This window comes from Murimonas intestini, from assembly GCF_024622195.1.
GTDB classification, from domain to species: domain Bacteria; phylum Bacillota; class Clostridia; order Lachnospirales; family Lachnospiraceae; genus Murimonas; species Murimonas intestini.
Map to the genome: position 1 here is coordinate 159,961 of NZ_JANKBI010000006.1, position 15,902 is coordinate 175,862.

Annotated in this window: 11 protein-coding genes; 1 reads left to right on the forward strand and 10 read right to left on the reverse strand. The window is 48.8% G+C overall.

Annotated features, from left to right (window positions below; genetic code table 11):
* Positions 1–57: 57 nt before the first annotated feature.
* The 3 genes from NSB28_RS11595 to NSB28_RS11605 all read right to left on the reverse strand — a co-directional run bounded on the left by NSB28_RS11595 (position 58) and on the right by NSB28_RS11605 (position 3,687).
* Positions 58–1,671, reverse strand: coding sequence for an extracellular solute-binding protein (locus tag NSB28_RS11595; RefSeq protein ID WP_109627483.1), 1,614 nt, complete (start codon positions 1,669–1,671; stop codon positions 58–60).
* Between the two features lie 124 nt (positions 1,672–1,795).
* Positions 1,796–2,716: a carbohydrate ABC transporter permease gene (locus NSB28_RS11600; RefSeq protein WP_109627485.1), complete on the reverse strand. Its 921-nt coding sequence runs from the start codon at positions 2,714–2,716 to the stop codon at positions 1,796–1,798.
* Between the two features lie 11 nt (positions 2,717–2,727).
* On the reverse strand, positions 2,728–3,687 hold the full coding sequence (locus tag NSB28_RS11605) for an ABC transporter permease (RefSeq protein ID WP_109627487.1): 960 nt from the start codon (positions 3,685–3,687) through the stop codon (positions 2,728–2,730).
* Positions 3,688–4,043: 356 nt separating this feature from the next.
* On the opposite strand from NSB28_RS11605, the gene NSB28_RS11610 reads away from it, so the two are divergent.
* Positions 4,044–4,991 (forward strand): helix-turn-helix transcriptional regulator, encoded by a 948-nt coding sequence (locus NSB28_RS11610; RefSeq protein ID WP_109627490.1) that lies wholly within the window; start codon positions 4,044–4,046, stop codon positions 4,989–4,991.
* A 37-nt stretch (positions 4,992–5,028) separates the two neighbouring features.
* On the opposite strand, the gene NSB28_RS11615 is transcribed toward NSB28_RS11610, so the two are convergent.
* The 7 genes from NSB28_RS11615 to NSB28_RS11645 form a co-directional block, all read right to left on the reverse strand.
* Positions 5,029–6,144 (reverse strand): glycoside hydrolase family 88 protein, encoded by a 1,116-nt coding sequence (locus NSB28_RS11615; RefSeq protein ID WP_109627492.1) that lies wholly within the window; start codon positions 6,142–6,144, stop codon positions 5,029–5,031.
* A gap of 33 nt (positions 6,145–6,177) precedes the next feature.
* Positions 6,178–9,141: a glycosyl hydrolase family 95 catalytic domain-containing protein gene (locus NSB28_RS11620; RefSeq protein WP_109627494.1), complete on the reverse strand. Its 2,964-nt coding sequence runs from the start codon at positions 9,139–9,141 to the stop codon at positions 6,178–6,180.
* Positions 9,142–9,149: 8 nt separating this feature from the next.
* Positions 9,150–11,171 (reverse strand): alginate lyase family protein, encoded by a 2,022-nt coding sequence (locus tag NSB28_RS11625; RefSeq protein WP_109627497.1) that lies wholly within the window; start codon positions 11,169–11,171, stop codon positions 9,150–9,152.
* Positions 11,172–11,179: 8 nt separating this feature from the next.
* Positions 11,180–12,037: a carbohydrate ABC transporter permease gene (locus tag NSB28_RS11630; RefSeq protein ID WP_109627499.1), complete on the reverse strand. Its 858-nt coding sequence runs from the start codon at positions 12,035–12,037 to the stop codon at positions 11,180–11,182.
* 12 nt (positions 12,038–12,049) lie between these two features.
* Entirely contained in the window at positions 12,050–12,955 is a 906-nt protein-coding gene (locus tag NSB28_RS11635; protein WP_109627501.1) for a carbohydrate ABC transporter permease, read from the reverse strand.
* Positions 12,956–13,043: 88 nt separating this feature from the next.
* Positions 13,044–14,330 carry an ABC transporter substrate-binding protein gene (locus tag NSB28_RS11640; RefSeq protein ID WP_109627503.1) on the reverse strand — a complete coding sequence of 429 codons (1,287 nt, stop codon included), beginning with the start codon at positions 14,328–14,330 and terminating at the stop codon, positions 13,044–13,046.
* A gap of 121 nt (positions 14,331–14,451) precedes the next feature.
* Complete coding sequence (locus NSB28_RS11645) at positions 14,452–15,708, reverse strand: ABC transporter substrate-binding protein (protein ID WP_257497732.1); 1,257 nt, start codon at positions 15,706–15,708, stop codon at positions 14,452–14,454.
* Between the last annotated feature and the right edge of the window lie 194 nt (positions 15,709–15,902).

A 15,902-nucleotide genomic window follows, 5' to 3' on the forward strand; every position in this document is an offset into this window, starting at 1 on the left:
TTATTCAGGAAAAGGCCGCTGCGGATATGCAGCAGCCTTTTCCCAGTCCTTTATTTTTTATTCTGCGATATAGCTTCCCTCATCGAGCAGAGCCTGTTTTTCATCCAGGATCGCCTGATAACCGCCGTCTAAATATTCCTGGCAGTAATCTGCATACTTCTGATCGAATTCGTCTGTGGAACATGTAACAAGATCTACATAGAACTCCTGCCACATTGCATTCAGATCAGATGCATATTCGGTTGAAGACTCAACTGTCTTTGTAAAGATCGGTGTCACAACGCCGTATTCTCTGTTAGCCTGGTCGTAATCATAAGACTGCTGGATCAGGTCTTCATATCCGGCCGGAGCGAGTGTGCGCAGATTAGCCTGATAGTTCTTTTCCTCGTCCCCGTATGTTGCAACTTCAGCTACGAGACACCAGTAATCCTTGTTGTTGTTCTGAGATAATTTGGACTCTCCTGCAAAATCAGCCACTGGTACTGCGATGCCGCTTTCATCCAGTGTATAATTCTCACCTTCCACACCATTCTGGAGGCAGAAAAGATTCTCAGGCTGTGCCATCCAGTTCAGGAACATCCACACTGCTGCTCTCTCTTCATCAGTAGTTGTGTTATTGATTCCCATTATCATGCCGTAAGGCGGATATTCATAATAGTAGCTCTTGCCTGTGGGGCTCTTGGCTGCCGGATTCATAACTGACACCTTGGCATCAGGATCATTTGCCAGCAGTGACGTGATGACATCTGTGGAATTATTGATATAGAATGAGAAAACTCCTGATTTTCCAGATACAAAATCTGCTTTGGCATCCGGCTCTTCTACATTCAGATAAAATTCAGGATCAATAAGTCCCTCATTGTACTCTTTATTCCATGCACGCAGGAAATCTTCTGTCGGCTTCCAGGTGAGAGGCGCCACATTCAGGTCCAGATAAAGAGCATATTCTTCATCAGTGATGCCCTCATCAAAGAACGGATATTCATAAGTAAAGCTCTTCTGGATAAGCTGCTCGCTCCACTGGCCAAGGCCCGCATCCTTCCATGCAGCCAGTACGTTATTGAGTTCCTCCCTGTTTGTGGGCATTTCCATGTTTACGGCATCCAGCCAGTCCTGGCGGATAAGGGTAACCCAATTATAATAGATCGCATCGCGCTCTGCGAAGAAGAATACATTCTCTCCATCCATCTGACCGTATTTCTGGATGGTATCACCCATGCTGGCAAAATAATCAGGTGCATAATATGCTATCTCATCCAGATCCAGCGCCTGCATAGCTCCCTGGCTGTAGTAGTTCACTGCCTGGGGCATATCATAGTGGAAGATAATATCAGGAGCGTTTCCCGCCGCAATCAGCTGCATATAGTCCTGTACCTCTGTAGTACGCCCGATGGCCACATATTCTACTTTTACGTTATATTTATCTCCGAATTCCTGCTGAATCCACTTCGTATAGTAGTTATCCGTAACGTTCCATCCCTCAAAGGCCCTGTCATAAACAGGTATCTGGATCGTTACAGTCTCCGGGAACCCCTCTGAATAATCGGTATATGAACCGCCTGCATCTGCTGCTTCTGCCTTTACCGGAGCTCCAAGGCCTGATAACGCTGTTAAGGCCATTGCCGCTGTAAGCACTACTGATGTCCCCTTTTTCATTCTTCCTTTTCTCATAAAACTCACATTCCTTTCATTTTATTCGGGCAGCTCCCATGGGAGCGCCCAGGATTTTATGTAACTCTGGTTTTCACCAACCATTCTTGTTTAAGTGCAGCCCCAAAAAAACAGTTCAAATATCCTATTCTTTTACTGCCCCGATCATAGCTCCCTGTACAAAGTATTTCTGCACAAACGGATAGACACAGATGATCGGCAGGGTTGCAAAGATAACGCATGCTGCTTTTAATACTTCCGGATTTGTCATAACTCCCACTACGCCGCCCTCAGCCTGGAAGGACTCCTGTGCGGATACTACCAGGTAATAGAGCTTTAACTGGAGAGGCCGCAGGTCCGTCCGCTGCTTGATATAATAAAGCGCGTCCTGATATGCGTTCCAGCGTCCCACAGCATAGAACAGGGCTATTGTTGCAATGATAGGCTTGGAAAGCGGTACAACGATCCTGGCCAGTATCTTGAAATGCCCCGCCCCGTCAATCAGCGCTGACTCTACAAGGCTGTCCGGTATGCTGGCTGAAAAGTTATTTTTCATGATCAGCAGATTATACGGTGCAAAGCAGAGCGGAAGGATCAGGCACCACCATGTATCCAGCATATGAAGGTTGCTCATAAGCAGATAATCCGGGATCGTTCCTGCTGTAAAGTACATGGTAAGCATGATCAGGAAGGTCATTACTTTTCTGCCCTTCAGTTCTTTTCTGCTCAGGGCATAGGCCGCACAGATAGTGAGGAACATGCCAATTACTGTAAATGCCGCTGTCACAACTATAGTTACAAACATAGACCTCAGGACAGAGCTGTCAGCAAACACTTTCTGATATGCACTCAGGCTGAATCCTTTTGGGAAGAGCACCACTTTATTGGCAATTACATATGACTCCTCACTTATGGATTTTGCCAGCACATGCAGAAACGGAAAGAGGCACATCAGTGATATTACTGTCAGTATTATATAGAAGATTATGTCTACAGCCAGGTCTTTTCTTTTAGCCGGGGTCCACTCTTTTTTCCTTTTTACTGCTATTGTATTTGTTTTACTCATGACTCCGCCTCCTATATTAAGCCTTCTTCACCAAGCCGTTTCGAAATGAAATCTGCCCCTAATACTAAGACAAGGCCGATCACAGATTGAAACAGTCCCAGTGCAGTCGCTTCACTGAACTTCAGTCCTTCCATGCCCCAGCGGTATACAAGGACAGGTATTGTAGTCGTGAACTCTGTGGCTTTCATGTTGGACAGTGCATAAATCCTCTCAAATGAACCCTGCATCACTTTGCCCAGATTCATGATCAGCAGAATCACTATGGTGCTTCTGATACACGGCAGCGTCACGTGCAGGCACTGTTTCCAGCGGCCGGCTCCGTCTACTCTGGCTGCCTCATACAGCTCAGGATTTACTCCTGTTATAGCCGCCAGATAAACAATTGTTCCCCATCCCATTGACTGCCACACACCGATCAATATGTACGATACGAGCCACCATGCATCATCCTGAAGGAATGGTACAGGGCTTGCCCCCATATTCTGTATAAGTATGTTTACCACGCCTCCGCTCATGCTGAAGAGCTGGTAAGCCAGCGCGCCTATAATGACCCAGGAAAGGAAATGGGGCAGATACAGAAGCGTCTGGGATACTTTCTTAAACCATTTGCAGCGTACCTCATTTAAAACCAATGCCAGGATCACCGGCATAGGGAAGCTGAACAGAAGATCCAGGATATTCAGCAAAAGCGTGTTTCTGACTGATTTTGCAAAATCCCTGTGGGTAAATATCTTCCTGAAAATTTCAAGTCCCACCCATTCACTGCCTGAGAATCCTTTTGCAACCTTATAATTTTTAAAGGCAATGGTCAGGCCAGAATAAGAGGCATACTTAAATATGAATATAAACAGCAGGGGCAGCACCATAAGTGCATACAGCTGCCAGTTCTTTTTCATATAAAGCGCCAGGTTCTGTTTTGGGCGGCCGGCGGATGCCGGCTTTGCTGTTCTCGCAGCACTGTTTCGTTTCATATCCTCAACCTCACTCCTTTTGACTGCTCCGTTAATTGTTAAATCAATTATACAAAATGCCCAATGCTTCTTCAACTTCCATACTTATAAAAACTTAGCGATTTTGTCCATTTATTCTTATGCACATACGGTGTTTTGTATGGTTTATATAGATTTACCCCGCTTTTTTTGTGCTATTTGTCTTTGTTTTGTTTTATCTTTTTAAATCAGCTCCACCGTTTCATCTATATTTGCTTTTTGAATTTTTTTATCTTTTTGCCCTGTATTCAGGTTTGCATTTGTCTAAATTGTATATTATAATTCAAAGTGTAATGATTGCGGTATCCATATTTCGTCAAAATGAGGAGATGAATAATTTGTCCAGGCCAAAACATTCCCCTGTAGAATACAGGAACTATGCGCTTCCCCCCTATTTTCCTATCGTTCTTCTGACCGGAGATGTCTGGAGAATATCAGATGTCCCTTCAGGGACTCTGCACTTCCACAACTGTCTGGAGATCGGCTTATGTGAATCTGACAGCGGGATGATGGAGTTTGCAGACAGCAGCCGCGCCTTCCATGCCGGGGACGTGACCATCGTGGCAAGCGATGTCCCCCACACTACTTATTCCGCGCCAGGCACGGCAAGCAAGTGGTCTTACATATTTGTAAATGTAGAAGATTTATTCCAGCCATATTTTCCCATGGACATCATCTCAAACAGGGATATGTTCCATAAGCTTCTGAGGAATTACTGCGCCGTGCTTCCAAAGGACAGCTACCCTCAGGTTCACACGCTGGTGTCGGGGATCATTGCTGAACTGCAAAAAAAAGAGCTGAACTTCCAGTTCAGCGTGCGCGGCCTGATGTTATCCCTGATGATGAGGCTCATAAATATTTATTCTGCCGCCGGACAGGCCGCAGACAGCAATATACAGCTTCATGAAAACTCACTGGCAATTGCTCCGGCCCTCTATTATATCCGGAAAAATTATATGATGGATTTCCCCATGGAGGACCTTGCCTCCCTGTGCAGTATGAGCCCCACCCACTTCAGGCGCACCTTCAGCTCTGTTATGGGCTTCGGAGCGCTTGAGTATCTCATCCGCATACGCATCACCCACGCGGCCATCCTTCTGAGGACTACTGAGGTGCCGGTGCTGGATATCTCAGAAGAGATAGGCTTTCATTCAGTTTCCAGCTTTAACAGGCATTTCATGGAGATCATAGGGATGACGCCTATGAAATACAGGAAACAGATGTCCTGTGTCCGTGACAAATCCATTTTAAAATGTACCGGGTGGCTGGCGCCCCCTAAAGATTAAAAAAGGGGGGCTTCACACCCCCCGCGGGCCTGCCGGATCACCAGTAAGGCCTCCATTCTTTCTTAAGAACTCTCATCAATGCTTCCATATAGAAATAATCTCCCCAGAGACAGCACTCATCAATGCCGTCCCCCAGCAGCCTTCCATATGTAGAATGGAGGAGAAGTCCGTTTACCTCTTCATTTTCAGGAGCCCCATAATTTTCTGCCAGGCTCTCCAGGATGGCATACGCCTCCTTCAGATATTCTTCACCGCATACCCCCTGCCTGTAAGCCTCAAATATGCCGCATACAGCGATGGCCGAAGCTGAACTGTCACGGGGTTCGTTCCCGTCCATAAAGTGGAAATCCCAGTAGGCTGCTTTATCCTCCGGCAGATGTGCTATAAAATAATCTGTGACCTTTTTCCATTCCTCCGGTATCCCCTCTGTCTTTTCATACATATAGTTGAGCATCAGGCCGTAAACACCCCATGCCTGCCCCCTGGACCATGTGGAATCGTTGGAATACCCCTGCTTTGTGGCTCCATATGCCGGCTCTCCTGTTTCCATGTTAAAATAATAAGTGTGATGTGTGGAATAGTCCGGCCTGTAGATCACCTTCCTTGTGGTGGCCAGATGTATCCTTGCACATTCCCTGTAGGACCCGTCACCTGTCACCTCAGATGCCCAGTACAGTATGGGCAGGTTCAGCAGGCAGTCAATGATCAGCCTGTAATTCTCTGTAGTGTCCAGTTCTCCCCAGGCCTGGATAAACTGGCCCTTCTCCCGGAACCTGGCTTTCAGGTTGTCTGCCGCCATGAGAGCTGTCTCCCTGGCAAATTCATCCCCTGTCAGCTTATAGGCTGCCACACAGGAAAGACTGTATATAAATCCCATGTCATGATGGTCCACCACTACCCGGTTCTCAATCCTGCTGCGGAAGCTCTGCAGCCTCCCCATGGCTGCATTGTAAAACACCTTTTTGCCAGAATATTCATAACACATCCAGAGGATGCCCGTGTAAAATCCTGCGGTCCAGTCATTATTTTCTATCCTGGGATAGCGGTTATTCTCACTGGCCGGCGCCGGAAAACCTCCCTCAAAGTCATCCAGGTGGCGCTCTGCGATCCTCATTGCCCTCTCAAAAGCCTCTTTTATTATTTCTCTGTTCATGCTCTGCCTCCTTGCTGCGCGGCTGCCGCCTTATTAAAGCAGCGAATATTCTTTATTTATAAAAAGTGCATTCAGCTTCCATTTCATACCCGGACATGTGCTCAAAGACAGCTTTAAAATGCCGTCCCGGCCATGCACCACGGGCAGAAGCCTGCACTGGTACCTTCCTTTTTCCTGTACACTTCCCTCTGCGTATACACCTGAAGAACGGACTGCCAGATGTGTCAGGGATCCTTCCTCCTCATCACCTGAAATGACAAGCAAATCATATTTTCCTGCTGGAAGCTCCACCCAGAACTCAGCCGCAGCTTCTCCCTGGACAAAATCCCTGCGCAGGGCGTCAGGCTTCTTCCGCCCCGCTGCGGTAATACCTCCGGCCGCAGCAAAACCATATCCCCTGTCACTTGTATAGAGCTTCGGGCCGGTACATCTGGGGCCTCCTGCAAACAGTACAGACCTCCCTGCCTCTGTCAGCTGCCAGTCATAGACCTGGCCGTAATCCTTCTCCTGCTCCTCTGTAAAATCAAAGACATAGGGAGTCATGGCATACCGAAGCGTGTCGGCAGCCCCATAAGGGCATACCATAGAGTCCACTGCTTTATAAAATGCAGTATCTCTGTCCTCACCGATAAAGGTCCTCCTGTGGGTCCGTGCCGCCTTATGCATCAGCACCCCTGAAACATCCGGCCTGTTATCAGCAGGCGGGGCGGGGTGTCCGAAGCACACCGTTTCCCCGGCCCTCATATCTTTCCTGTATATTCCGGGCGCATTCTGCCCGGACAATCCTGCGGGCAGGCATAATCCCAGAACACTGTCCCGCTGTGCCCTTATCATGATCCAGACTACATGTCCTCCCCTCATCTGTGCCGATACCACAAAACCGCCGGGTGCCAGCAGAGAGTCAAAGCCGCAGTCCTTCCACGGGCCGTACCTCTTTGAGAGCTGACCGTCATCGTGGCAGTACTGGGTCTTATGGACGGCATACATGTCTTCTCCATCCGGCACAGCTGGAAATACATGCAGAATCCCCTCTGTCTCCTGCAGGAGCATCAGATTAATGACAGCTGTCACGCCTCCCCCCGCCTCACACATTGCGGGAAGATAGTTTGCCGGTTTCGTCAGGTGGCAGTAATTGATGAAGCGCTCAGATTCCTCATATCCCAGTCCATTGGAATGTGTGATATAGTCAAGTCCCTTCTCATAGAGAATGCGCAGTGCGCTCTCCCCCGCGCCCATCCTTGCCGCTGCCGCTGCCACCCATGCAAACCCAAAGGTACCCGGCTCTGTATTCTCAGCTGCATAGCGGATAGTGCCGTCTGCGAGCCGGACCAGCTCCCCCCTGCTTTCCATATGTACTTCCTCAGCCGGAAATACAGGCATCAGGACTGATGGATGGCGCAGGAAAATATTATCCTGCACAAGGGGGGAATCCTTCCACCTGCTGCCGTCAGCTGTCACTGCATATCCAGGCATCTCCCTTAAAAGCTGTTTAAAGCCCTCCAGCTCCGCCTCCGGCCTCCCCAGGATCTCCCCGGCCCGGCAGGCATACACGATCATCTGCTTAAGGGCAGCCGAGGTGATCACAGAGTCCCTGGCCACCGGTCCCTGTTCCGGGCAGATATCCGGATCTATATGGCGTATCCCTTCCCCGTCCTTCCTGCTGATCCATCTGTAGAACTCCGCTATTTCCAGAAACACAGGATATGCCTTGTCCCTCAGAAAATCCACATCACCTGTATATGAATAGTAATTCCACAGAAACAGGGCGCACCAGGGCTGTATACAGTTGTAGAGCGTATGGGGATAATCCAGCGCCCAGCCCTCCCGGCCGTATACTTCTTTGGCATACTTCCTCACATCTTCCCGGCAGGCTAAAAAACCGTCGCAGAACACCCGGACATGTTCCATGTGGTTTGATGCAAAGGCTCCATAAAATGCAGTCTGGATATTCACATCCCAGTACCACATGCTCCCCCACATGCATGGCCTTCTGATATCCCACAGACCGCTCAGGCCGCAGGCCTGCTCGCTGTGTACGCTCCCTTTTCCGCTGCAGCATTCCAGCAGGTACACATAAAGGTGCCAGAGGGTTTCCAGATACTTGTCAGGCAGGTCAACTGTGCTTCTCCAGAACTTATCCCACGTCTCTTTATGGGCTTTTCTGTCTTCCTCTGCATTCTCCCACAGTTTTCGGGCCGTCTCTTCTGCGCAGCCCTCCCCTGCCCTGATGGAGCCAGTAAGGCAGAATTCTTTTTTGCACACTGACAGTTCTCCGCCCGGTCCGGCGCCGTGAAGACAGAATGATGTTTCCTGCACAAAGGGCCTGGTTTTTTCAGATTCCCCGTCAGGCCTGAACCGGCAGCGCAAAGTGAGCATTTCCGGTCCGGCGCTGTCCTCATAGGAGAATTTTCCCTGCCCCCGGGCCTCCTGTCTCCAGATGCCTGCCTGTCTCCACAAGCCCTGCTTTTTTTGAGAAAGCTCTATCACCACACCATCGTAATTTCCTGAGACATAAATCCTGGCCCCTACCCTGTTTTCTCCCTCTCCCGCGGCAAATTCAACTGCCGCCTGTTCTATATGCAGTACAAGTGAGGAACAGCTGGTATTTACCTCCTCTGAAAACCTTACTGTCAGCTCTCCTCCCTGAGGATAGCTGCCTCCCTTATACAGCGGGCGCTTCGCAGTTTCAGAGGGGTTCAGTGTGCGCAGATAGTGGGTGCGGCTGGGGTCCTCTCCGCCCGCAGCCTCCTCTGCGGCAGCTTTTATCTCTTCATATGTCTTTATCCGGCGCGCCGGGTCAGAAAAGGATGCGCTTTGCCCTCCCTCCTGACACTCTGCATACTGGGGCAGGATATGGTAGTAGCAGTCATAGTGGTTTAAGGCTATATGAAGACTTCTGTCCGCATAATAGACCATAGCTCCCATCTTACCATTCCCCAGAGGCAGTGCATTATGCCATCCGGTCTCTACATCCTGAAAACAAATCTGATGCTCCATGTTACCTCCTACCAGGCAAGCGCTTCACCTGTGATCACTTCACTCTTTTCCTCTGTCCTGTCAAACAGGACAATCTTCCCATATCCCAGACAGTTTTCCCACTGCAGGATATCCGTGGGTGTGAGGACCTCCCTGTGGATGATGAAAAGGACGTATTCATGCTTCCCGTCCTCAATGCGGAGGGCTTCCGCCAGACTTTTATCAAGACAGCATTCATGGACCGCCGAATACAGTGGAAGGCTCTCTACCCTGACCGGCTCTGTACTTCCCTTCCTCCCGCCGTTCACCACAGTTATCCTCCTGTAAAAACCATCGGCCTTAGCCCTTATGCGGCAGACTGTGTTCGCATGCTTCTCATTATAATAATATGACTCTTCAGAAGCCTGAAGCTCTGTCTCTTCTGTCGCTCCGGATATACTTTGGGCAGACTGCAGATATGCTTCCATCTCATCTCCCATAAAATGGATCATATCTCCCGACAGCTTTACACTGCCCTGACCTCCAAAATGCCAGAAGCTCTCATAAGAGTGAGGTCCCCGGCCAAAGATATCATCTGCGATCACATAAATATCAGGTTTGATCCAGATGATCTTCCTGTTAATAAGGATACCATCCTCCCAGTACCCCAGATGGCTGCCCTCCACAAATGCTCCCAGGCGTCCCTCATAATACTGCTGCTTGATACAGGTGCAGAGATTCTTATAGATCCAGGAAGTCTCACATTCTGCAAACCCTCTGCCGTCCGCCAGGATCACATTGTGGGCGGCAGCTTCCTTGAAGCGGCTGCGCTCCGGCCCGTCCACATATGTATACCTTCCTGAATCCACCAGCAGGTCCTCCCCGCATATCACAAGGTCAACATGCAGCTTATCCGCATGCCCGTGGCCTCCCCCTGTCTCCCCGCAGCGGAAATGAAGGAGATTTGCTTTTCCCTCCCAGCCGCTCCTGAAATAATAATTCCCTCCAAAAGGCAGGCTGGCAGACAGAAAATCCGGCCTTCTTGCCGTTAGCTTACTGTATTCCTCACAGCCCCTGTATCCGAAGAGCCATGCATTTTCATAATCCAGCAATTCATATCCGCCTGATTTAAGTGTCCCGTCACCCAGTATCACAGCCCCCGCGCTGATCTGATCCCTCAGGTCAGAGGCATCGCTGTCCCCCTGGGCAAACTGTGTGTGGTCCGGCCTCTTCCATTTCAGATCCACATACGCCATCTTTTTCACTGTCTCCCTGATAAGTCCGGGCATCTCTATTCCAGCTCTTTCTCCATAATACAGGGCCGTCAGAAAGCAGTGGTACACTTCATTGTGGTACATGGGAGACTGCTCCCACTGCATGCCGTCCTCCAGCACCTGGATAGATGCCGCATCTTTTAGCCTGCAGACGGCCTCTTTCAGGCAGCTTTCTGAATCCGGCAGCGCCAGAGACAGCAGCATAAGGCCGCAGCTCTCCAGAACGCCCCAATTGCTTATATATTTGTGGGGCTGGAAATTTTCCATCAGCCTTTTTTGGTGCTTTTTAAGAGAGCCATACACCCTTTCAAGAAATCCGGCATCTGCCGCCCGGCATCCCAGGACCAGAGGCAGGGATCTCAGCCATATCTCAGCCCTTATCCCAGTCTCCAAAGTCCTCCATGGACCAAGCCCGGCGTTTTCTCCCGGCTCTGCCCTGTCTATCCAGTCCCCCAAAAGTCTTACGTAATGCACGGCATATTTTTCATCACCGCTCATCTGCCAGGCCTGCCCCAGACACATCAGAAAACGGTGCCTGTTAAACTGCCATAAAAATTCTCTGTCCCCAGAAGGAATACGGCTCCAGTCTATTTCTCCCTGGAAATGCTCATGTTCCCATGTGCGCTCCATATCCCATTCATAGTCAAATAAAAACTTATTCCCGCAGGCATCCTCCGCCGTTCTGAAGACATGCTCCACATACTCCGGCCAGTTTCTCCTGCAGTATTCTGTGATCTTCACAGGATCATCCGGTCCGAAGATCTCTGTCATCCTCTGCAGCCAGTCTGTTTTTTCCATAATGCCTCCTACCCCTTGACGGCTCCGCCTGTAACACCGGCGATGATCTTATTTGACAGGAATATATACAGGAGGAAGGTTGGCAGGAATACTATTATGACACCTGCAAACAGTCCTGCCCAGTCCCCTGAATACTTCATAGACTGTACAATTGCCTGAAGTCCTGTGGAGACTGTCCTCAGCTCTGTCTTATTTGCAAAGATCAGGGCCATGAAATACTCATTCCAGATCGTTATAAAGTTAAAGATCGTCAGTGTCACGATCCCGGGCTGTGCCAGAGGGAACATGATCCTCCAGAAGGCTTTTGAAGGCGAGCACCCGTCAATCTCAGCCGCCTCCTCAAGAGCCTTGGGCAGCGTCAGGAAAAAGCCGGACAGGAAAAATACCCCAAAGGGGACATTGACACAGATGTAAAGGATCATCAGTGTCCATCTGGAACCGATCAGATTCATGGATGTGGCCATTTTGAAAAGAGGCATGATCAGCATGACAGACGGTATGGACATGCCTATCACAAAGATATTATTGATGATCTCCTTTCCCCTGAACCTGATCCTGGACAGGGCATAAGCCGCAGGGGCGGATATGAGGACTACGCCTGTGCAGCCCACCACACAGTACAGGAGGCTGTTCATGAAATAGACAGCCATTTTATGCTTCTTCATCACATTTATATAATTTTCAAGGTGCAGACCGCTGCCCAGGATATCACCGCTGTAGATCTCACTTGTGTTGCTCAGAGACGCCAGGAATATCCAGCCTATCATCGCCACTGTAAATCCAAGCCATATTACAAGCGGCAGATACTTCGGCAGTTTCCGGATCTGCTTTTTTACACACTTTTTTTCTTTATAGTTTACTTTCATCCGGCTTCCCTCCTACTCTGCATCTTCTGAACGGATCAGTTTATTGAGGATCGTATTTACTGCCAGCACAATGATCATAATAATGACCCCGGCAGTTGCACCAGCCCCCACATTCAGCTCCGTGGTGCTTGATCCGGCTGAATTGCCGAATACTACCTCATACATATATACCATTGGTGTTACTGTGGAATTCTCCGTATTAAAGGAGAACAGAGTTGAGTAGACAAAGAATCCGGCAGCTGCAGCCGAATAGAGCACAATACATCTCTTGATGATATCTTTCAGCAGCGGGACAGTGATTTTTGTAAATTTCTTCCATGCGCCGGCGCCTTCTATCCTGGCTGCCTCATAATAATCCTCCGAGATCCCGTCGATCCCCGCCACGAGTATCAGCATGTAAAATCCCACGCCCGCATATGTATAGGCGATCATCATTGCCAGAAACAGATGCTCCGGCGACGTCCACTGGAACTGGGCCATATAATCCCAGTGCAGAAATTCAAACAGACCTTTCAGCATGCCGTACTGGTTATTAAAGACATACTGAAGCCACATGGAAACTAAGGCTACTGAACTGATGATATGCGGCAGATACAGCACTGACCGCCAGAAATTTTTTCCTTTGATCCCCGAAGTCAGGATGACAGAATAAAACATGGCAAGCCCAAGGATGACAACGCCGCCGATCAGCCATATCTTCAGGAAATTAATCAGGGAGCGCTGAAACAGCGGGCTGGATAAGATTTCCGTATAATTCGCCAGTCCCACAAACTCCCAGCTGCTCATATCGTCTGTGATAAAACCAACTTTAAAAAAACTCATCAGCAGTGTCCGCAGGCCCGGGTACAGAAAGATCACGATCATACACAGAACGGCAGGCGCCAGGAAACGGATGAGAAACCATTTTTTCTTCTTCATTTCATCTATCCTTTCATACTTGCTTATAAAGATGGAAGAGGTTTTTTAATCCCTCTTCCACTCCAGATAACTATTTATTCCCGCAAGTTTATTTCTTTGCTGCTGCCGCCATGTTGCTGACAAATTCATCTGCGCTGATCTGTCCTGCTGCCAGCTTGATAAAGTTTTCAGAGATTGTAGGAGCCAGGTCTGCATTTGAGGTAATATCAGCGCCGCTCTTAAGCGCAGCTTCGTTTGTCTCAAATACATTCTTCATATTTGCAAGGCTAGCCGGCCATTCTGTTCCGATCGTTGCCGGTGTTGTTCCTGCATGCTCTACCATCTTCTGGTCATTTTCCGGGCTGAGTGCATAAGCGATAAATTCCATTGCCAGATCAGGATTTGCTGTATCTTTGTTCATTGCAAGAAGTGTACATCCTGTCGGGTCTTCCTTGCCACATCTGTCCTGTCCCTCTGCCACATCCGGGAAGGAGAAGCCGCCCCAGACAAAGTCCGGTCCTGTTACGGAAGATACTTCTGTTGTAAGCCCTGTCAGGTTATAATACATTGCCACTTTGCCATTTCCCACATCCATCTGTCCGGCCGGATATTTATTTCCGTTTACATTCGCATCGAAGTACCCCTTTGCTGCAAAATCTTCATATGCCTTTGCCATATTGACAACTGCTTCGTCTTTCCACATTTCCCCTGTTGTATCCTTTACAAGCTCCTGTACCCATTCCTGTCCTTTTTCTCTTGCCAGGTACATTCCGGGAAGCCATGAAGCGTAAGCGTCATCAAAGGTGATGGGAACATAGCCTGCATCTTTGATCTTGGCACAGGCAGCGTCTAACTCTTCCCATGTCTTTGGCTCTTCTGTTACTCCAGCCTCCTCAAAGATCGTCTTATTATACATGAACAGTGACATCCACGGCTTGTATCCCACTGCCGGCTGGATATCCGTCTGGCCCAGCATTGTCTTGGGAGTCTCTAAAAGGCTTGGAAGAAGTGTCTCTGAGAATTTCTTTCCGTCTGTTGCCTGGTATTCTTTGTCAATATACGGTGTAAGGTCCATGATGTATTCATTCAGGTCGATCTCAAACGGATACTCAAATACATCGATCGTCTCTCCGCCTTCCAGGGCAGGCTTTAAGATCTTCTTATTGTCACGCCCGCACCACTGTACCTCAATCTCCACATTCGGATGCAGCTCCATAAAGCCATCCACGATCTCCTGCCAGACCTCGCCCTGAGGCTCTGTGTCATTCCACATGGACCAGTAGATAAGCTTTCCTTCCAGCTCGTCTCCACCCTCAGCTGCCTGTGCCGGCAGTCCCATTGTAAATCCCATGGATAAAGCCATACCTGCCGCCAATACCTTCTTGTAATTCTTCATAACGATTTCCTCCTTTTATTGGGAGCTCTCTCCCTTTCGATGACTTTATTCTACTTCACCGGCTCCCAAAAAAGAATGTGCTATCATATATAACCGTCATGTAAAATCGTAAACTGCTGTGTTACCTCCCTGCTGAAAGCTGTTTTGCATAAGACTGGTCCCAGTTTTCCAAAACCTCATCTGCACTCATCTGCCCCATATACATCTTCTGCTGGTCACTCCAGAATTCGCTCATGTCGATCCCGCTGAACCGCTCATTGATCTCAGGCTCCGTCTTTCCCTGCAGGATATAGTTATCATACAGATTCTGCTGCCAGTCCGCCATCTCCATCTCCTGATCCTTAAATACAGGCATGTGGTTCCATCCTGCGTTGAACTCATTCATATTTTCCGGGGCGGAGAACCATTCCAGAAATACCTTCGCCTCTTCTATATGGTCTGATTTGGCTGAAACTGCAAACATCCCCTCACCGTTTTTAACTGTGAGTATCCCGCTGCAGTAGGGGCTGGGGACCATGGCCAGATCGATCTTAGGATTGATCTTCCTTACATCATTGATAAAGAACTGCCCTGACATGTACATTACGGCTTTGCCGTCCGCCACTGCGTCAACTGCGCTGTCATAAGTTGCTCTCATATAATCACTGTTCGTATATTCCTCTGACCTGAGAGCGGCAAATTCTTCCAGTATGGTCCTGTATTCCTCATTGTTCCAGAGGGCCTCCCCTGATTTAAATTTCTCATACACCTCATCCGTCATGGTCTGAGACGCGGATGATGAGAAAGCCACCGCGGATGTCCATGAATCCTTATCCGAGGCATACAGAGGGGTATATCCTTCATCTTTTAAAACCCTGCACACCTGCTTGAACTCCTCCATGCTTCCCGGTACGTCCAGCCTGAGCTTTTCAAACACATCCTTATTATAGATCAGGCCCACGCTGCTTGTAGATCCTACGGGAAGCCCGTATAATTTTCCGCCTATCTTCTTATTTTCAAGCTGCTCTTCCTTTACTCTTTTGTACCAGCTCTCTTTTTCCCCCATCTCCACAAACTTTCCTGTCCCTATATCCTCCATCAGCCCTTTATCTATCCTGACCAGATCCGTCAGCTCTCCTGTGGCTGCTTTTGCTTTTGTCACCTCGATCCACTGATTGTCAGGTATCCTGAGCACTTCAATGTGGTACTGGGAGTACTCTGCCTCAAACCTGCCGATCTCTTCTTTAAAAAATTCTTTGTAGTGTGACTGAGGCATCATTAAGGACAGCGTGACTTTTTCGCTCTCCCTGGCTGTATCTTTGCCTCCGCATCCTGCCAGCATCAGGACGGCCAGCATGGCATATACTAACCTCCGCTCTGATATCTTTTTCTTTCTCATACTTCTCCTCCCCTGTTCCATAGTAACTGTGCTTTGCTGCAACATGCAGCGCCCTGTAACTCTTCCGGCCTGTATTTCCCGTATATGAAAACCATATCTCATATGGATGATACGGAAAATGTAATATCGTAAACCACTAATTTGTAAAATAGTAAACTCCCCTTCTGACTGCTTGCTTTTTCATTTTGCCGATG